General features: G+C 69.6%; 22 protein-coding genes and 1 tRNA gene. 4 read left to right on the top strand and 19 right to left on the bottom strand.

Translation table 11 applies throughout. From position 1 onward, the window contains the following. Positions 1-32 precede the first annotated feature (32 nt). From ACFQ2D_RS07745 to ACFQ2D_RS07720, 6 genes are all read right to left on the bottom strand, one after another. Positions 33-884, bottom strand: a complete 852-nt coding sequence (locus ACFQ2D_RS07745; RefSeq protein WP_280943260.1) for an ABC transporter permease — start codon at positions 882-884, stop codon at positions 33-35. Next, a complete protein-coding gene (locus ACFQ2D_RS07740; RefSeq protein WP_280943259.1) occupies positions 869-2,047 on the bottom strand; it encodes a cystathionine gamma-synthase in 1,179 nt (392 codons plus the stop codon). Before ACFQ2D_RS07740 ends, ACFQ2D_RS07745 begins: the two co-directional genes overlap by 16 nt. A gap of 170 nt (positions 2,048-2,217) precedes the next feature. Beyond that, positions 2,218-3,594 (bottom strand): pyridoxal-phosphate dependent enzyme, encoded by a 1,377-nt coding sequence (locus tag ACFQ2D_RS07735; RefSeq protein WP_280943258.1) that lies wholly within the window; start codon positions 3,592-3,594, stop codon positions 2,218-2,220. A 134-nt stretch (positions 3,595-3,728) separates the two neighbouring features. Next, positions 3,729-3,947: a YdcH family protein gene (locus tag ACFQ2D_RS07730; RefSeq protein WP_280943257.1), complete on the bottom strand. Its 219-nt coding sequence runs from the start codon at positions 3,945-3,947 to the stop codon at positions 3,729-3,731. Positions 3,948-4,336: 389 nt separating this feature from the next. Next, positions 4,337-4,945 (bottom strand): hypothetical protein, encoded by a 609-nt coding sequence (locus ACFQ2D_RS07725; protein ID WP_280943256.1) that lies wholly within the window; start codon positions 4,943-4,945, stop codon positions 4,337-4,339. After that, positions 4,942-5,328: a DUF4398 domain-containing protein gene (locus tag ACFQ2D_RS07720; RefSeq protein WP_280943255.1), complete on the bottom strand. Its 387-nt coding sequence runs from the start codon at positions 5,326-5,328 to the stop codon at positions 4,942-4,944. Before ACFQ2D_RS07720 ends, ACFQ2D_RS07725 begins: the two co-directional genes overlap by 4 nt. Before the next feature lie 94 nt (positions 5,329-5,422). On the opposite strand from ACFQ2D_RS07720, the gene ACFQ2D_RS07715 reads away from it, so the two are divergent. Next, positions 5,423-6,529, top strand: coding sequence for a PilT/PilU family type 4a pilus ATPase (locus tag ACFQ2D_RS07715; RefSeq protein ID WP_280943254.1), 1,107 nt, complete (start codon positions 5,423-5,425; stop codon positions 6,527-6,529). Between the two features lie 13 nt (positions 6,530-6,542). On the opposite strand, the gene maiA is transcribed toward ACFQ2D_RS07715, so the two are convergent. The 6 genes from maiA to rplM form a co-directional block, all read right to left on the bottom strand. Further along, positions 6,543-7,208: a maleylacetoacetate isomerase gene (maiA, locus tag ACFQ2D_RS07710; protein WP_280943253.1), complete on the bottom strand. Its 666-nt coding sequence runs from the start codon at positions 7,206-7,208 to the stop codon at positions 6,543-6,545. A gap of 128 nt (positions 7,209-7,336) precedes the next feature. After that, entirely contained in the window at positions 7,337-8,326 is a 990-nt protein-coding gene (locus ACFQ2D_RS07705; protein WP_280943252.1) for a fumarylacetoacetate hydrolase family protein, read from the bottom strand. A 73-nt stretch (positions 8,327-8,399) separates the two neighbouring features. Then, positions 8,400-9,143 (bottom strand): 2OG-Fe dioxygenase family protein, encoded by a 744-nt coding sequence (locus tag ACFQ2D_RS07700; RefSeq protein ID WP_280943251.1) that lies wholly within the window; start codon positions 9,141-9,143, stop codon positions 8,400-8,402. Between the two features lie 169 nt (positions 9,144-9,312). Then, positions 9,313-9,387, bottom strand: a tRNA-Gln gene (locus ACFQ2D_RS07695). Between the two features lie 48 nt (positions 9,388-9,435). Then, the gene (gene rpsI, locus ACFQ2D_RS07690; protein WP_280943250.1) at positions 9,436-9,828 is read right to left on the bottom strand and encodes a 30S ribosomal protein S9; all 393 of its coding nucleotides are present in this window, start codon (positions 9,826-9,828) and stop codon (positions 9,436-9,438) included. 3 nt (positions 9,829-9,831) lie between these two features. Continuing rightward, positions 9,832-10,260 carry a 50S ribosomal protein L13 gene (gene rplM / locus ACFQ2D_RS07685; RefSeq protein ID WP_280943249.1) on the bottom strand — a complete coding sequence of 143 codons (429 nt, stop codon included), beginning with the start codon at positions 10,258-10,260 and terminating at the stop codon, positions 9,832-9,834. A gap of 198 nt (positions 10,261-10,458) precedes the next feature. On the opposite strand from rplM, the gene coq7 reads away from it, so the two are divergent. After that, positions 10,459-11,142 (top strand): 2-polyprenyl-3-methyl-6-methoxy-1,4-benzoquinone monooxygenase, encoded by a 684-nt coding sequence (gene coq7 / locus ACFQ2D_RS07680; RefSeq protein ID WP_280943248.1) that lies wholly within the window; start codon positions 10,459-10,461, stop codon positions 11,140-11,142. A gap of 90 nt (positions 11,143-11,232) precedes the next feature. Here coq7 and speD read toward each other — a convergent pair whose 3' ends face one another. Continuing rightward, a complete protein-coding gene (gene speD, locus ACFQ2D_RS07675; protein WP_280943247.1) occupies positions 11,233-12,027 on the bottom strand; it encodes an adenosylmethionine decarboxylase in 795 nt (264 codons plus the stop codon). A gap of 182 nt (positions 12,028-12,209) precedes the next feature. Between speD and crp the strand changes: the two genes are divergently transcribed. Both crp and ACFQ2D_RS07665 read left to right on the top strand, forming a co-directional pair. Next, positions 12,210-12,845 carry a cAMP-activated global transcriptional regulator CRP gene (gene crp, locus ACFQ2D_RS07670; RefSeq protein ID WP_386795577.1) on the top strand — a complete coding sequence of 212 codons (636 nt, stop codon included), beginning with the start codon at positions 12,210-12,212 and terminating at the stop codon, positions 12,843-12,845. Beyond that, positions 12,842-13,315 carry a GNAT family N-acetyltransferase gene (locus ACFQ2D_RS07665; RefSeq protein WP_280943245.1) on the top strand — a complete coding sequence of 158 codons (474 nt, stop codon included), beginning with the start codon at positions 12,842-12,844 and terminating at the stop codon, positions 13,313-13,315. The genes crp and ACFQ2D_RS07665 overlap by 4 nt, the downstream gene beginning before the upstream one ends. A 6-nt stretch (positions 13,316-13,321) precedes the next feature. Here ACFQ2D_RS07665 and ACFQ2D_RS07660 read toward each other — a convergent pair whose 3' ends face one another. The 6 genes from ACFQ2D_RS07660 to ACFQ2D_RS07635 form a co-directional block, all read right to left on the bottom strand. Then, positions 13,322-14,041 carry a haloacid dehalogenase-like hydrolase gene (locus ACFQ2D_RS07660; RefSeq protein ID WP_280943244.1) on the bottom strand — a complete coding sequence of 240 codons (720 nt, stop codon included), beginning with the start codon at positions 14,039-14,041 and terminating at the stop codon, positions 13,322-13,324. Next, a complete protein-coding gene (gene trpC, locus ACFQ2D_RS07655; RefSeq protein ID WP_280943391.1) occupies positions 14,038-14,856 on the bottom strand; it encodes an indole-3-glycerol phosphate synthase TrpC in 819 nt (272 codons plus the stop codon). The genes ACFQ2D_RS07660 and trpC overlap by 4 nt, the downstream gene beginning before the upstream one ends. 115 nt (positions 14,857-14,971) lie before the next feature. Further along, positions 14,972-15,331, bottom strand: coding sequence for an antibiotic biosynthesis monooxygenase family protein (locus tag ACFQ2D_RS07650; protein ID WP_280943243.1), 360 nt, complete (start codon positions 15,329-15,331; stop codon positions 14,972-14,974). A 45-nt stretch (positions 15,332-15,376) separates the two neighbouring features. Next, positions 15,377-16,417: an anthranilate phosphoribosyltransferase gene (gene trpD / locus ACFQ2D_RS07645; protein WP_280943242.1), complete on the bottom strand. Its 1,041-nt coding sequence runs from the start codon at positions 16,415-16,417 to the stop codon at positions 15,377-15,379. 39 nt (positions 16,418-16,456) lie between these two features. Further along, positions 16,457-17,035: an anthranilate synthase component II gene (locus ACFQ2D_RS07640; protein WP_280943241.1), complete on the bottom strand. Its 579-nt coding sequence runs from the start codon at positions 17,033-17,035 to the stop codon at positions 16,457-16,459. A gap of 3 nt (positions 17,036-17,038) precedes the next feature. Next, positions 17,039-17,830 (bottom strand): SIMPL domain-containing protein, encoded by a 792-nt coding sequence (locus ACFQ2D_RS07635; protein WP_280943240.1) that lies wholly within the window; start codon positions 17,828-17,830, stop codon positions 17,039-17,041. Positions 17,831-17,872 lie beyond the last annotated feature (42 nt).

Below are 17,872 nucleotides of genomic sequence, written 5' to 3'. Positions count from 1 at the left end.
GGACCGAAATGGAGGCCGGCGCGCCGCCCGCGTCAAATCCAGATAGGGACATAGCGGGAATACTGCCGGCTGAGGAACATGGCGAACAACCACCCCACCACCGTCATGATCCCGACGTAAAGGAGGGAGTGGAGTCCGGGCATCTCGCCGTAAAGCGGTTGCCTGACGATTTCGAGGATATGGAACGCGGGGTTGAGGCGCACGATGATCCCGCCCACGCTGTCGGGCGGATACCGGTCGCCTTCCCAGATGATGGGCGTGAACAGGAATCCCACCATCAGGATGGTGTTCAGCACCTGGCCGACGTCCGGCGAGCGGGCGCCGAGGATGCCCAAGCTGTAGCCCACCCAGACCAGGTTGAGCAACACCAGCGGGATGGTCACCAGCAGGCTGAAGATCGCGTATGCGGGCACCGCCGGCGACCAGATCAGCACGCCGACCATGCCGATCATGGCGAAGGCGAAGTAGAACAGCGACTTCGCGATCGTGGTCAGGATGTAGTCGGTCAACCGGGTATTGCCATCGAGGATGAAGGCCTTGTTGCTCCGGTACACGCCCACGGTGTCGTTGAGCACCATCACCATCAGCCGCCATACCGCGTAGCCCATGCCCAGGTGGACCATGTAGCTGGCCAGGTCGCGGTTGAAGATGCGTGCGTAGAGCGGGCCGGTGATGAAGGTGAACATCATCACGGGCGCGAGCAGCCACAGCAGGCCAAGCCGCGTGCGCCGGTACCGGGTCACGATGTCGAGCCAACTGGAATAGGCCCAGAATTCCGGGCGCCTGAGGCTCTGGCCAAGCTGGGAAAGCAGGGAATTCTTCTTTCGTGCGAGCGCGGCCCGGGCCTGGGCTGCCGGCAGGCCGGTGCTCACGACAGTGCGCACCGGAGGTCGCTCCGCAGGTCGTCCAGGCTCTCCACCCCCACGCTCAACCGCACCAGGTCGTCCCCGATGCCAAGGCGCGCTCGCGTCTCCGCCGGCACCGAGGCATGCGTCATCACCGCGGGATGGTTGACCAGGCTTTCCACGCCGCCCAGCGACTCGGCCAGGGTGAACAGCTGCGTGCGCTCGCAGAAGCGCTTGGCCGCCTCGAAACCGCCCTTGAGGCGGAACGAAAGCATGCCGCCGAAGCCGTCCATCTGGCGGCTGGCCAGCGCGTGCTGCGGATGCGACGACAGCCCGGGATAGATCACGTCGCGAACCGCCTCATGGCCCTGCAGGAATTCCGCGATCGCCTGCGCGTTCCCGCAGTGCGCCTGCATGCGCAGGTGCAGGGTCTTGAGGCCGCGCAGGGCGAGGAAGCTGTCGAACGGCCCCTGCACCGCGCCGGCCGAGTTCTGCAGGAAGGCCACGCGTTCGGCAACGTCGGCGTCGTCGCCTACCACGACCATGCCGCCGACCATGTCGGAGTGGCCGTTGAGGTACTTGGTCGCCGAATGCATGACGATGTCGGCGCCGTGCTCGAGCGGACGCTGCAGGATCGGCGAGGCGAAGGTGTTGTCCACCACCACAAGCGCGCCGCGGCGATGCGCGATCTCCGCGATCGCCGAGATGTCGACGATCTTGAGCAGCGGGTTGGTCGGCGTCTCGATCCAGACCAGCTTCGTCTTCGGCGTGAGCGCGGCTTCGAAGGCAGCCGGGTCGGTCATGTCGACGAAGCTGAAGTCCAGCCCGGCGCTGCGCCGGCGCACGCGCTCGAACAGGCGGAAGCTGCCGCCGTAGAGGTCGTCCATCGCCACCACATGGTCGCCGCTGTCGAGCAGTTCCAGCAGGGTGGCCGTGGCGGCCATGCCCGAGGCGAAGGCGAAGCCGCGGCTGCCGCCTTCCAGCCCCGCCACGCAGCGCTCGTAGGCGAAGCGGGTCGGGTTGTGGGTGCGCGAGTACTCGAAGCCCTGGTGCACGCCCGGGCTGGACTGGGCGTAGGTGCTGGTGGCGTAGATCGGCGGCATCACCGCGCCGGTCGACGGGTCGGGCGCCTGGCCGGCGTGGATCGCCTTCGTGCCGAGCCCCCAGCCGGCTGCATCGACCGCCTCGTTGGGCTCCGTCATCCTGTCGTCCATCACAAATTCGGGCCGGCGATTCTAGCATCTGGCCCCGAGGCCCATCCGCCGCGACGGGCCTCCTGTTCAGTCCCGCCGTCGCCCCCGCGCGGTGCTTCTACCGTGTGGGCGTTCCGGCCCGTGAAGACCGGCCGGATCTCGCCCGGCGGGCGACGCGGTTACTGTACCCGCCGCCGCAGCCAGTTCAGCAGGTCGATCCGGGTGATCAGGCCGAGGAACTTCTCCCCGTCCACCACGATCGCCACGTGCCCGCGGTCGAACACCGGCAGCAGCGACTCCACCGGCGACTTCACGTCGAGGATGTCGAGCTTGCGCACCATCGCGGTGGACACCGGGTCGCGGAACCGAGACTCGTCGCCGTACACGTGCAGCAGCACGTCGGACTCGTCGAGGATGCCGACGATGCTGTCGCCGTCCATCACCGGCAGCTGCGAGATCTCGTACAGCTTCATCCGCTGGTAGGCGGTGACCAGCAGATCGTTCGGGGCCAGCACCACGGTGTCGCGCTGCGAGTACGGGCGCAGGATCAGGTCGCGCAGGTCGCCGTGCTGCTCGCGCTCGAGGAAGCCGTTGTCCAGCATCCAGTAGTCGTTGTAGAGCTTGGACAGGTACTTGTTGCCGGTGTCGCAGACGAACACCAGCACCTTCTTCGGGACGGTCTGCTCGCGGCAGTAGCGCAGCGCCGCCGCCAGCAGGGTGCCGGTGGAGGAGCCGCCGAAAATGCCCTCGGTGCGCAGCAGCTCGCGCGCGGCCAGGAAGCTTTCCTTGTCCGGGATGGCGTAGGCCTTCTTCACCCGGCTGAAATCGGAGATCGACGGCAGGAAGTCCTCGCCGATGCCCTCCACCATCCAGCTGCCCGACTTCTCGCTGAGCGTGCCCTCGTTGATGTATTCGGCCAGGATCGAACCCACCGGATCGGCCAGCACCATTTCCACGTCCGGGGCGTGCTCGGCGAAGCAGCGCGACAGCCCGCTCATGGTGCCGGAGCTGCCGCAGCCGAACACGATCGCGTCCAGCCCGCCGACCTCGGCCATCTGCCGCAGGATCTCCGGGCCGGTGCCGTGCTCGTGCGCCGCCGGGTTGTCGGGATTGCCGAACTGGTTGATGAAATAGGCCCCGGGCGTTTCCGCGGCGATGCGCGCGGCGAGGTCCTGGTAGTACTCCGGATGGCCCTTGGCCACGTCCGAGCGGGTCAGCACCACCTCGGCACCCATCGCCTTGAGGTTGAAGATCTTCTCGCGGCTCATCTTGTCCGGCACCACGAGGACCAGCCGGTAGCCCTTCTGCTGGGCCACCAGCGCCAGGCCGATGCCGGTGTTGCCGGCCGTGCCTTCCACCAGGGTGGCGCCCGGCTTGAGTTCCCCGCGCGCCTCGGCCGCCTCGATCATCTTCAGGCCGATCCGGTCCTTGATCGAACCGCCCGGATTCTGGCTTTCGAGCTTGAAGTAGAGCTCGCAGGGACCCGCATCCAGGCGCTGGGCCTTGACGATGGGGGTGTCGGCGATGAGTTCGAGTACGGAGGAGTGGATCGTCATGCGGATCGCTGTCCCGGGAAAGCAGCGATTATCGCATCGGCCGGCGCCGGCCGCCGGGGCGGCCGCGGGAGACAGTCCACGGGCGGCGGCGACCGACGAGGATGGCCGCCGCCGCCCGTGACTTCCAAAACGGATCAGTGCTTGAGCTGGTCGTAGAGCCGGGTCAGGCGGTCCTTCGCGGCAAGCTTCTCACGCTTCATCTGCGACAGGGTGGTCTCGTCGATCGGGAGCACGCCGAGTTCGGCATCGAGCACTTTCTTGTCCAGTTCCTTGTGGCGCTGGTAAAGCTGCTTGAACTCGGGGTGGCCCTTGATCAGCTTGTCGAGTTCCGCCTGCGGTTGCCCTTCGAACATGGAAATCCTCCTGCGAACATGCGAACGCCCCGGCCGGTCGGGCACGGGGCGTCGTCGGGGGTACGGACCGGACGCAGGGCGGATCCCGCCACCACGCCCCACCGGCGGCCTGCATTGCCGGGGGTGGGCGCCTGGTGCGGGATCGGCTCGGTCATCGGTCTGGCTCGGTCGCCAGACGGCGGGGAGAAAAAGCTGCCGTCTGGGTATCCGACCCTACTCCTCCCCGAAAGGGGGGACAAGAGCTGCCCGGGCTGCTGCCCACGGACGTCGTCACGAAATCGCGCGCCGGTCCCGGAAAGGTTCAGGGAAGTGGATGCATGGCGGCCAACACGGCTCACGCAGCGATTACAAATCCTTGATTTAAGACGAAATCCCGGCGCCAGCCGCGGCTACGGGGTGTCGCCCGACGACTCCAGGCTGCGCAGCAGTTCCTCTTCCTGGCGCTTGAGCTCGGCAGCGCGCTCGCGCGCCGCCCGCAGGCGCGCGGCTTCCCGCGAGGACACGCCCTGGAGGACGGTTTCGGCCTCCTGGCGGGCCAGGGCCTCGGCCTCGGCCGCCTCGCGCAGGCGGGCGGCCTCCTCGGCCTGGATCTGGGCTTCGATGCGCAGGCGCTCGGCCTCCTGCCGGGCCCGTGCGGCCTCGCGCCGGCTGGCCTCGAGCAGCAGGTCGGCGCGCTCGCGTTCGAGCCGCTCGATCTCGCGACGGGCCAGTTCGGTCTCCACCGCCACCTCGGCAGTCTCGACCCGCCAGCGCGCCACCTCGAGCGCGGCCGGGCGGGCGCGGCTGCGCGCCGTGGCCAGCTCCTGCAGCGCCTGGCGCGCCTGCAGGCGCTCGAGCGACGCCAGTGCGTTGCGCGACGGATCGGCGTCGATGGCGACCAGGCGCTGGCCGAGGCCGGCGGCCTCGGGATCCTCGGCGCCGCGGCTCTGGGCCTGCGCGACCGGCAGGGCCAGCAGCAACAGCGACAGGCAGGCGAAGCTGCGCAGGGGGGCGGTCACAGGCTGTCCTCCATGCCCAGCCGCTGCCGCAGCGTGGCGACCTCGGCCCGGCGCTGTTCGAGTTCGGCGCGCACGGTGGCCTCGCGGCTGCGCGCGGTGGCGAGATCGGCGAGCGCGGCCGAGCGCAGCGCCAGCTCGCGGGCGTCGGCTTCGCGGCGCGAGGCCATCGCGGCCTGCGCCTGGGTCAACAGGTCGCCGGCGCGCGCCAGTTCCTCCGCCGCGTACTGGTCGGCGTCGGCATCGGATGCGCGCGAGACGGCCTGCCGCGCGGCGGCCAGTTCGCCGGTCGGCGGCGGCGTCGACGCGCAAGCCGTGAGCGCCAGCACGCATCCGCACACCAGTGCCTGCGCCGTGGTCCTGAAGTATGCGAAGCTTGTCGCCATAAGGGGGGCCGTGCCGTCTACGGGGGTGCGCGGCCATTGTCGACAGCCTTCGCCCGATGCGCAACGGTCGGGCCAGGCCATTGGGGATCGGTACATGGACATCGGCTATTTCCTGAAGCTGATGGCGGAAAAGAACGCGTCTGACATGTTCCTCACCACCGGCGCGCCGGTGTACATCAAGGTCGAGGGCAAGCTCTATCCGCTGGGCAACACCGGCCTGCCCCCCGGCATGGTCAAGAAGATCGCCTACTCGCTGATGGACGAGGGCCAGGTCCCGCAGTTCGAGCGCGACCTCGAGCTCAACATGGCGATCTCGCTGCAGGACTCCGGGCGCTTCCGCGTCAACGTGTTCAAGCAGCGCGGCGAAGTGGGCATGGTGATCCGCGCGATCCGCAGCACGATCCCCACCATCGAGGAGCTGCAACTGCCGCAGGTGCTCAAGGACATCATCATGGCCCCGCGCGGCCTGGTGCTGATCGTGGGCTCCACCGGCTCGGGCAAGTCGACCTCGCTGGCCTCGATGATCGACTACCGCAACAGCACGACCTCGGGGCACATCCTCACCATCGAGGACCCGATCGAGTACCTGCACAAGCACAAGAAGTCGATCGTCAACCAGCGCGAGGTCGGGCTCGACACGCACGCCTTCCACAACGCGCTGAAGAACGCGATGCGCGAGGCGCCGGACGTCATCCTGATCGGCGAGATCCTGGACGCGACCACGATGGAGGCGGCGATCGCCTTCGCCGAGACCGGGCACCTGTGCCTGGCCACGCTGCACTCCAACAACGCCGACCAGACCATCGAGCGCATCCTCAACTTCTTCCCCGAGGCCGCGCACAAGAACGTGCTCATGAACCTCGCGCTCAACCTGCGCGCGGTGATCTCGCAGCGCCTGGTGGTGGGCGTCGACGGCCGCCGCCTGCCGGCGACCGAGGTGCTGATCAACACCCCGATGATCCGTGACCTGCTGCGCCGCGGCCAGGTGCACGAGATCAAGCAGGCGATGGAGGAGTCGCTCGAGGACGGCATCGAGAGCTTCGACCAGTGCCTGTTCCGGCTCTACAAGGAAGGCCGGATCGAGCGCGAGACCGCGCTGCGCGCCGCCGACTCGCGCGAGGGCCTGGACCTCAAGTTCCGCCTCTCCGAAGGCGGCACCGGCGAGCACGACCCCTACGCGGACGTGTTCGGCACCGGCTGAGGGCGGCGCGCCGTCAGGCCTGCAGCGGGGCGTCGGGCTGGCGGTCGGGCGCCGCGTCGCGGAACGCCGGCAGTTCCATGCAGGCCCGTTCGACGGCCACGATGGTCGGATAGCGCGCCATGTCCACGCCGAAACGGCGGGCGTTGTAGACCTGCGGCACCAGGCAGCAGTCGGCGATGGTCGGCAGGAAGCCGTCGCAGAAGGTGCCCGTGGCCGGGTGCCCGTCCAGCAGCGCCTCGAAGGCGTCGAAGCCTTCCATGATCCAGTGCCGCGTCCATGCGTCGCGCTCGGCCTGGGGCACGTTCCACTCGCCCTCGAAGTAGCGCATCACCCGCAGGTTGTTGAGCGGATGCACGTCGGTGGCCACCATCTGCGCCAAGGCGCGCACGCGCTGGCGCTCGCGCGAGGTCGCCGGCAGCAGCGGCGGCTCGGGCCACATCTCGTCGATGTATTCGAGAATCGCCAGCGACTGGCGGAACAGGCGCTGCCCGTGCTGCAGCACCGGCACGAGCTTCTGCGGGTTGGTCGCGGCGAAGGCCGGCGTGAGCTGCTCGCCGCCGTCGCGCAGCAGGTGCACCGGCATCGTCTCGTAGGCCAGGCCCTTCAGGTTGAGGCCGATGCGCACGCGATAGGCCGCGCTCGATCGCCAGTAGGAATACAGCCGCAGTTCTTCGCTCACCCAGCCCGCCCCCTGTCACAGTCCACGATGCACGCCGCCTGCGCCGCGCGCCGGCCATCGGCGCGGCTCCCCCGCACGGCCACCGCACGCATCATGCACGCACGGCGGGCATCGCGTCAGCCCCCGCGTCAGGCCGCGGCGTAGCGCTCGATGCGCTGCTCGATGGCGCCGAAGATGCTGCGCCCCTCCCGGTCGAGCATCTCGATGCGCACGCTGTCGCCGAACGACAGGAACGGGGTGACCGGCTTGCCCGTCTCGAGCGCTTCGACGGTCCGCTTTTCCGCGAAGCAGGACGCGCCGAGCGACGTGTCCTGGTTGGCGATGGTCCCCGAACCAACGAGAGTTCCGGCGGAAAGCGGACGCGTCTTCGCCGCGTGCGCCACCAGCTGGGCGAAGTCGAACTGCATGTCCACGCCCGCCTCCGGCGCGCCGAACCACTCGCCGTTGACATGGGTCAGCAGCGGCAGGTGCAGCTTGTTGCCGCGCCAGGCCTCGCCCAGCTCGTCCGGGGTGACGAACACCGGCGACAGCGCCGATCGCGGCTTGGACTGGAGGAAACCGAAGCCCTTGGCCAGTTCGGCCGGGACCAGGTTGCGCAGGCTGACGTCGTTGACCAGGCCCACCAGCTGGATATGGCCGGCGGCCTGCTCGGGCGTGGCGGCCATCGGCACGTCGCCGGTCACCACCACGATCTCGGCTTCGAGGTCGATGCCGTAGTCCTCGCTGGACACGCGTACGGGGTCGCGCGGCCCGAGGAAGCCGGCGCTCGTGGCCTGGTACATCAGCGGATCGGTGTAGAAGCTCTCCGGCACCTCGGCGCCCCGCGCGCGGCGCACGCGCTCGACGTGCGGCAGGTAGGCGCTGCCGTCGACGAACTCATAGGCGCGCGGCAGCGGCGCGGCCAGCGCGTTGGCGTCGAGGTCGAACACGCCGTCGGCATCGCCGCTCTCCAGCGACTGGGCCAGGGCGTTGAGCCGCGGCGCGGCGTTGTCCCAGTCTTCCAGTGCACGCTGCAGGGTCGGCGCGATGCCGGCGGCGCGGACCGCGCGCGTCAGGTCGCGGGAGACGACGACCAGGGTGCCGTCGCGGCCGCCTTCCTTGAGTGAACCGAGTTTCATGCCTGCTCCGGGCCGGGAATCATGATTTCAATTGTAACCAGCCGTCGGGCCGGATCGCGCGAGCCGCGCCATTTCAGTCGTCGCCCTGGAAGGCGCCGGCGCGGAAGGTCAGCACCAGGGTGTCGCGATGTCCGGGTGCGCCCTCGCTGGCGGGCTGGATGGGCGTGGACTCGTGGATCACCCGCGCATCGTCCAGGAACAGCATCGACCAGGGCTCGAGCAGGGTGAAGCGCTGGCCGTCCGGGCCATCGGCCTGGAACACGCGGGTCTCGCCGCCCTTGATGCGATGGCGGTCGACGAGGATCACGGCGACGAAGTCCACGCCGTCGCGGTGGGCGCCCTCCGGCGTCGGCCGGCCGATGCCGTCGCTGGTATCGATGCGGAACTGGTGGGCCTCGATGTACCAGGGTTGCGCGCCGCGCAGCGCCGAACACCATTGACCCAGTCCGCGCAGCAGCGGCGTCCAGGCGGGCGAGGCGATCGTCGCCGCGGCGATCGGTTCGAACATGCGCAGCATGCCGCCGTGCAGCGCGTTGTAGTCGAGGGATTGCCAGTGCGGCCGGTGCGGGGCCTGGCGCACCTGGTCGCCGTCGACCACGAAGCAGGAATGCCGGCGGCTGCGGTAGCGCCCGCCGTCGCGCAGGTAGGTGTCGGGCGGCAGGTCGTCCCAGCCCGGCGCGAGTGCCGCCAGGTCGTCCGGCCGCGCATGCGCCAGCGAAGCCAGCACGGCGGGAGGCAGCACCGCGAAGCCGCGGGCGCGCACGTCGTCCAGGGCGCCGCGCGCGTCGGACAGGGGCGGAAGGAAGGGGGGCGTCATCGGCGGATTCTAGCGTGCGGCAACCGCTGCCCCGCGGTCCGCCGCCGGCTCACGCGAGAACCCCGGCGCTGCAGCGCCGTCGCGCCTCGTCTCCCCCGCAGGGCGCACACCGCCGCCGGCATCCGCCACAAACGAAAAGACCCGCCTTGCGGCAGGTCTTTCGTGGAACTGGCAGCCCCGGATGGATTCGAACCACCGAATGCCTGAGTCAGAGTCAGGTGCCTTACCGCTTGGCGACGGGGCTATGGAGCGGATTGTAACGCCATCGCGGGGCGATGGCGTCACCAGTGCATTAACGCTTGGAGAACTGCGTGGCGCGGCGTGCCTTGTGCAGGCCGACCTTCTTGCGCTCGACCTCGCGGGCATCGCGGGTCACGAAGCCGGCCTTGCGCAGCTCGGTCTTGAGCGACGCGTCGTACTCGACCAGGGCGCGGGCAATGCCCAAGCGGATCGCACCGGCCTGGCCGGTGGTGCCGCCGCCGGTGGCGGTGACGAGGATGTCGAAGTTCTCGGTGTTCTTGGTCAGCTCCAGCGGCTGGCGCACGATCATGCGCGCGGTCTCGCGGCCGAAGAACTCGTCCAGCGGACGGCCGTTGACGGTGATGTTGCCGCTGCCCTTGCGCAGGAACACGCGGGCGGTGGAGGACTTGCGACGGCCGGTGCCGTAGTTCTGGGTGGTAGCCATCGTTTAGATATCCAGGGGCTGGGGCTGCTGGGCGGCGTGGGGGTGCTCGGCACCCTTGTACACCTTGAGCTTGCGGTACATGGTGCGGCCCAGGGGGCCCTTGGGCAGCATGCCCTTCACCGCGATCTCGATCACGCGCTCGGGATGGCGCTCCAGCGCCTGGGCCAGGGTCTCGGTCTTGAGGTTGCCGATGTGGCCGGTGAAGCGGTGATAGAGCTTGTCCGTCATCTTCTTGCCGGTCACGGCGATCTTCTCGGCGTTGATCACCACGAGGTAATCGCCGGTATCGACGTGCGGGGTGTAGACGGGCTTGTGCTTGCCGCGCAGGCGGCGCGCGAGTTCGGAACTCAGGCGGCCCAGCGTCTTGCCGGTGGCGTCGACGAGATACCAGTCGCGCTGGACGGTCTCGGACTTGGCGGTGAAGGTCTTCATCTAAAATGACTCCGGGCGGGTGCCTGGTCGGGCTGATTCCGGGAGCCGGAACTTCGCCTCGCGTTGTAGGGGATGAAACACAGAAGCGGAATTCTAGCCCGCTAACCGGCCACGCGCAAGCCGCCCCCCTCGCCTGCTGGCGCCGCGGCCGCCCAGGGGCCACCATGCAAGCCCCGCCCGGCCCCACCCGGAGACCCCATGCCCGACACGCTTCCCGCCGTCCTGCCCGCCCCGCCCCGCAGCGCGCCGCGCCGGCTCAATCCTCTCGACCGGGTCCTGGTCGAAGCCCAGCGCGCGCTCGAGACGGTCCTGGGCCAGCCCCCCGCCAGCCGCCCCAACCCCGCCGGCGATACGGCCGACGCCGCGCTTTCGCCCGGCGAACGCCGCCACGCCGCGGGCCTGATGCGGATCAACCACGTCGGCGAGGTCTGCGCACAGGGCCTGTACTTCGGCCAGGCCGCGGTGGCGCGCGAAGAATCCACCCGGGCGCACCTGCTGGAGGCCGCTCAGGAGGAAACCGACCACCTGGCCTGGTGCGCCGACCGCCTGCGCGAACTCGACAGCCGCCCCAGCGTGTTCAACCCGTTCTGGTACGGCGGCAGCTACGCGCTCGGCCTGCTGGCCGGGCTGCGCGGGGACGGCTGGAACCTGGGTTTCGTGGTCGAGACCGAGCGCCAGGTCGAGGCCCACCTGGACGAGCACCTGCAGGACCTGCCCGCGGCCGACCGCCGCAGCCGCGAGATCCTCGCCCAGATGAAGACCGACGAAGCGCGGCATGCGCTCGAGGCCGAGATGGCGGGCGCGCGGATCCTGCCGCCGCCGATCCCGACCCTGATGGCGGTTGCCTCGAAGCTGATGAAGACGGTGGCCTACCGGCTCTAGCCGGCCGGCACCGCCGGTATACGGGAAAGGCCCCGCGTTGCGGGGCCTTCCTGCATCGGCATCTGCCGCTTCCGCTGCCGCCGGCGCCGCTCAGTCGAGCAGGTTGCGGCCGTGGTAGAGCTCCTCGATCTCGCGCTTGAGCCGCGCCTCGATCTTCATCCGCTCCTTGAACGAGAGGTTGCGCGCCTTCTCCTCGAACAGGTACTGGTCGAGGTCGAAGTCCTTCAGGTGCATCTTCGTGTGGAAGATGTTTTCCTGGTAGACGTTGACGTCGAGCATCTCGTAGCGCGAGCGGATGTTCTTGGCCAGGTAGTCCTGGATCGAGTTGATCTTGTGGTCGATGAAGTGCTTCTTCCCCTTGATGTCGCGGGTGAAGCCGCGCACCCGGTAGTCCATCACCACGATGTCGGACTCGAGGCTCTCGATCAGGTAGTTCAGCGCCTTCAGCGGCGAGATCACGCCACAGGTCGACACGTCGATGTCGGCGCGGAAGGTCGCGATGCCGTTGTCCGGATGGGTTTCCGGATAGGTGTGCACCGTGATGTGGGACTTGTCCAGGTGCGCGACCACGGCGTCGGAGATCACGTCCCGGCCGGCGTCCTTCTTGTCGATCACCGGCTCCTCGGAAATGAGGATGGTCACCGACGCGCCCTGCGGATCGTAGTCCTGGCGGGCGATGTTGAGGATGTTGGCGCCGATGATCTCGGCCACATCCGTCAGGATCTGGGTCAGCCGGTCCGCATCGTACTGTTCGTCGATGTACTCGATATAGCGGCGGCGCTCGTCCTCCGACGCCGCGTAGCACACGTCATAGATGTTGAAGGACAGAGACTTGGTGAGGTTGTTGAAGCCCTGGAGCTTCAGGCGAGGCAGTGGTTTGACCACGTCGGACGGTCCCCGGTCGGGCGGACGAAGGGCGGAATTATGGGGCAAAGCGGGTGATCGTGGGGGCAAGGCGTTTGCTCGCCGGGCACGGACGGCCTAATCTCGGCGCTTCCCCCGTTCCCCCCTGCATGAACCCAAGCCCTGTGGCCCTCATCAGCAGCTATCGCCGCCCCGCCCACCCGATGGCGCCGTCCCCCGCGACCATCGAACGCTTCCTCGCCCATTGCCACCGGAGGCGCTATCCGCCGCGGACGGAGGTGTTCCGGCCGGGCGATCCGGCCGGGACGCTCTATTACGTCATCAGCGGCTCGGTCAGCATCATCACCGAGGAGGACGACGGCCGGGAGCTGGTGCTCGGTTACTTCGGCAACGGTGAATTCGTGGGCGAAATGGGCCTGTTCATCGAAACCGACGTACGCGAGGTGATCCTGCGCACCCGCGTGCCGACCGAACTGGCCGAGATCAGCTACGAGCGTCTGTACCAGCTGTTCGACGGCACCCTGGCCAACGACGCCACCTCGATCATGTACGCGATCGGGGCCCAGCTCTCGCGCCGGCTGCTGGACACCAGCCGCAAGGCCGGGCGGCTGGCCTTCCTCGACGTCACCGACCGCATCACCCGCACCCTGCACGACCTGACCCGCGAGCCGGAGGCCATGAGCCACCCCGAGGGCACCCAGCTGCGCGTGTCCCGGCAGGAGCTGGCGCGCCTGGTCGGCTGCTCGCGCGAGATGGCCGGACGGGTGCTCAAGAAGCTGCAGGCGGACGGCAAGCTGCACGCCCGCGGCAAGACCATCGTCCTCTACGGCACCCGATGAGCGGCGGCCCGTTCGCGCTCCGGGGCGACCTGCCGGACGCCGACCTGCGCAGCGCGGACCTGATCGACGCCGACGACGTCGCCGCCCTGCTGTGCGAGCTGGGCTATCCCTGCGACACCGACGATGCGCTGCGCCGGATCCGCGCGATCCTGGACAACGACCGGCAGGCGCTGGTGGTCGCGCGCGTGGACGGGGCAGTGGCCGGCCTGGTCGCGCTCGACTTCATGTACTACCTGCCGCTGGACACCATCACCTGCCGGATCACGGCCCTGGTGGTGAGCGCCACCGCACGCGGCCAGGGCCTCGGCCGCCAGCTGCTACGCGAGGCCGAGCGCCGCGCCCGTCGCGGCGGCGCGGCGCGGCTGGAGCTCACCAGCGGCTCGCAGCGCACCGAGGCGCACGCCTTCTACCGCGCCTGCGGCTTCAGCGACGGCACCGTCCGCTTCGTCAAGCGCCTGGGCGACGCCTGACCGCCGTCATGCGGCGGTGGCCACCGGCTCGCCGCCGCGATCGCGGCAGCCCCAGTTGAGGATCGGAGTCCCCGGCGCCAGCCGCTGCCGGAACATCGCCTCGCTGCCGCGCTTGGGATTGACCACCACCGGAGACTTCGCCGCCAGCAGCAGCGGCAGGTCGGCGCTGGAGTCCGAATAGGCGATGTCGATCTCGCCCAGGCCCTGCTCGCGCAGCATCCGCATCTTCTCCTCGGCATGGCAGTGGCGCACCGCCACGATCGCACCCAGGCGCGGACCGACCCGGGTGCCGATCACCGGCACCGCTTCGTGGGCGACGAAGGCCAGGATCGCGCGCGCCAGCTCCGGCGGCGCGCCGGTGGCGATCACCACGCGGTCGCCGGCCTCGCGATGCCGGTGCAGCACCGCCAGCGCCACCGGTAGCAGGCGCTGGCGGATCTGCGCCTCGTGTCCGGCCACGTACTGGTCGATGGCGCGGTCCAGCGTGCGCGGCCCGGGCATGCCGACCGTGCCGATCCAGACGTAACCCGAAATGCCGTAGCGGCGCGTGGGCAGCCAGGCCACCATCGGCCCCAGCACCGGCGTCGCCAGCAGCGCCAGCGCGGTGCGCCACCAGCTGCGGCGGATCAGCCAGGCGAACAGGTGGCTGCCCGAATCGCCGTCGTAAAGCGTGTGGTCGAAGTCGAAGACGACCAGCGGCCGCACGGGATCGGGCGCCGCGCTCATGCCGGAAAGAACAGGCCGCGCAGCGCCAGGCCCGGATCGGGCGCGCGCATGAAGGCCTCGCCCACCAGGAAAGCCTCCACGCCCGCGGCGCGCATGCGCGCGACGTCGGCGGCGGTGTGGATGCCGCTCTCGGTGACCAGGCGCCGGTCGCGCGGCACCGCGTCACGGAGCGACAGGGTGTTCTCGAGCGAGACCTCGAACGTGCGCAGGCTGCGGTTGTTGATGCCCAGCAGCGGCGCCGGCACCTGGATGGCACGCTCGAGTTCGTCGATGTCGTGCACCTCCACCAGCACGTCGAGGCCGACCGCCATCGCCGTGCCGCACAGCTCGGCCAGCTGGCCGTCGGAGAGCGCGGCCACGATCAGCAGGATGCAGTCGGCGCCCAGCGCGCGCGCCTCGTAGACCTGGTAGGGATCGATGGTGAAGTCCTTGCGCAGCACCGGCAGCGCGCAGGCGGCGCGGGCCTCCTGCAGGTAGGCGTCGGCGCCCTGGAAGAAGTCCACGTCGGTCAGCACCGACAGGCAGGCCGCGCCGCCGGCCTCGTAGCTGCGTGCGATCTGCGCGGGCTGGAAGTCGGGGCGGATCACGCCCTTGGACGGACTGGCCTTCTTGACCTCGGCGATCACGGCTGGCGCGCCGGCGGCGATCTTCGCCTCGACGGCGCCGGCAAATCCGCGCGCGGGCGGCATGTCCGCGGCCAGGGCACGCACCTGCGCCAGCGGGCGGGCCGCGGCGCGCGCAGCGACCTCCTCGGCCTTGCGTACCAGGATCTTCTGCAGGATGTCGTCGCGGCGCGGGAGCGCCGGGCGCAACAGGTGGTTCAAGACGTGGTTCCTCGTGTTCGCCGGCCGTGGCCGGCTCGCGCCGGCCTCCCGGCAGCAGGGACACATGATCGCAGGATCGCGCCACCTGGCGCGAATCCGCAGTGGTTCAGCGGGCCGGACCGGCCTCGCCGCCGTCGCGGTCCCAGCCGTAGGCGCGCTCCACGCGCGCCACCCGCAGCTCGAAGTGCCGGTACCACTCGGCACGTCCGCGCTCGCGGGCCGCGGCGTGCTCGGCATGCCGGCGCCAGGCCAGGATCGCCTCCTCGCTCTCCCAGTAGGCCACGGTAATGCCGAAGCCGCCGGCGCCGCGCGTGGACTCGACGCCGAGGAAACCCGGCTGCCTGCGCGCCAGCTCCACCATCCGTTCGGCGGTTTCGCCGTAGCCGTCGTCGACGCCGGTGCGCCGGGCGCTGAAGATCACCGCGTAGTACGGCGGTGGCGGCAGTCGGGCGAACATGGACTCCATCGCGGTCTCCTGGCTGCTGCGCGGAGGGTGCTCCGCGCGTGGACCTCAGGCCGTGGCGTCGGCCAGCCTCCGGGTGGCGGCGACGAAGGCCTCGAGCTTGCGCAAGGCCGCGCCGGAGGCGATCGCCGCGCGCGCCGCCCCGATGCCGTCGGCGATCGACTCCGCCACGCCGGCCACGTACAGCGCCGCGCCGGCATTGAGCGCCACAATCTCCAGCGGCAGCCCGGCTTCGCCGCGCAGCGCGCCGAGCAGCATCCGCTTCGACTCGGCGGCGTCGGCCACGCGCAGGTTGCGGCTGGCCGCCATCGAGATGCCGAAATCCTCCGGATGGATCTCGTACTCGCGCACCACGCCGTCGCGCAGCTCGCCCACCAGGGTGCCGGCGCCCAGCGAAATCTCGTCCATGCCGTCGCGGCCCCACACCACCAGCGCGCGCTTGGTGCCCAGCTCCTTCAGCACGCGCACCTGGATGCCGACCAGGTCGGGGTGGAACACGCCCATCAGCACACTGGGCGCGCCGGCGGGATTGGTGAGCGGGCCGAGGATGTTGAAGATCGTGCGCACGCCCATCTCGCGCCGCACCGGCGCGACCGCCTTCATCGCCGGGTGGTGGACGGGCGCGAACATGAAGCCGGCGCCGACCTCGTCGATGCAGCGCGCCACCTGCTCCGGCTGCAGTTCGATCGCCGCGCCCAGCGCCTCCAGCGCGTCGGCGCTGCCGGATTTCGAGGACACGCTGCGGTTGCCGTGCTTGGCCACGCGCGCGCCGGCGGCGGCGGCCACGAACATGCTGGCGGTGGAGATGTTGAAGGTATGCGAACCGTCGCCGCCGGTGCCGACGATGTCGACCAGGCGGCTGCGGTCGGGCACCTCGACCGCGCGCGAGAGCTCGCGCATCACCTTGGCGGCCGCGGCGATCTCGTCCACCGTCTCCTTCTTCACCCGCAGGCCGGTGAGGATGGCGGCCGTCATCACCGGCGAGACGTCGCCGCGCATGATCTGGCGCATCAGGTCGATCATCTCGTCGTGGAAGATCTCGCGGTGCTCGATCGTGCGCTGCAGGGCTTCCTGGGGGGTGATGGTCATGCGGGCGGATCCGTGTTCGTCGTGGCGGGAGCGCGGGCCTCAGCGCTCGAGGAAGTTCTTGAGCAGGGCGTGGCCGTGCTCGGTGAGGATCGATTCGGGGTGGAACTGCACGCCCTCGACCGGGTGCTCGCGGTGGCGCAGGCCCATGATCTCCTCGATCGTGCCGTCCTCGTGTTCGGTCCAGGCGGTGACCTCGAGGCAGGGGGGCAGCGAATCGCGCTCGACCACCAGCGAGTGGTAGCGCGTGGCCTCGTAGCCGTCGGGCAGGCAGGCGAACACGCCCTTGCCCGCGTGGCGGATCGGGGACGTCTTGCCGTGCATGATCCGGCCCGCGCGCACCACCTTCCCGCCATAGGCCTGGCCGATGCTCTGGTGGCCGAGGCAGACGCCAAGGATCGGAATACGCGGACCCAGCGCCTCGATCACGCCGACCGACACACCCGCCTCGTTGGGCGTGCAGGGACCGGGCGAAATCACGATGCGTTCCGGTGCCAGCGCATCGATCTGCGCCACGCTCAGCTCGTCGTTGCGCACCACCTTCACCTCCGCCCCCAGCGCCTGCAGGTACTGGACGAGGTTCCAGGTGAAGCTGTCGTAGTTGTCGATCATCAACAGCATGGGTCACTCCGCCAGCAGGAAGATGGCGTAAAGATGTTCGGCGAGATTGATGGTGCCGACCTCGATGGATTCGGGCGTGATCCGGCTGCCGGTCACGGTGATGCTGTCCACTGCCGACGGATCGTCGAAGACGACCGGTGGTTCGGCGGGGTCCGCAGGCACGCCCGCGACACGCCGATCCGCGCTGGGCCAGTGCCCGGCCTGGATGCCGTAGGCGAAGCTCGGCGCCACGTCGGAGACGCTGTACAGGCTGCGGATCCGGGTGCCGTAGCTCTTCGCCAGCAGTTCGCCGGTCTCCCGGGTCTGCCGCATCGCCTCGGCCTTGAGTTCGGCGCGCAGGGCGTCCGCACCCGAGTACGCCGGCACGATGCCGTCGAGCTGCACCGCTTCGCCCGCCGGCAGCTCGGCCAGGAACAGGCGCGTGCTGTCGGCATCGGGGAAGGTCACGCGCAACTGCCGCGAGGCACGCGTGCCCTTGAACACCTGCTTGTCGTCTTCGTACTCGTGGTGCGGCCCGAGCGAGAACACGGTCGCGTCGACCGAGCCTGCGATCGCCCGACTGCCCTTGAGCGAGGCCACGAGCCGGGCGAGATTGGCCTGCACCTGCTCGCGCGCAAGCTCCGGGCGCATGTCGGTCGCCGAAAGCGTGATCGTCACGGTGAAGCGGTCCGGCACCACGTCGCGGTTGGCCGAACCCTTGACCAGCAGGTGCGGCAGCGACGGGAGCGCATTGACCTGCGCCATCACGGGCACCGCCCACAGCAGTGACAGCAATGCGAACATCCTGATGCGCATCATGATCCTCCTTGAGACTTGGGCACGCCAGCCGCGACGGAG

Origin of the sequence: Luteimonas composti (assembly GCF_042678665.1) — a bacterium.
GTDB lineage: Bacteria > Pseudomonadota > Gammaproteobacteria > Xanthomonadales > Xanthomonadaceae > Luteimonas > Luteimonas composti.
The sequence above is the reverse complement of the archived record's forward strand: the minus strand, read 5'-3'. Positions and strand labels throughout refer to the sequence as shown.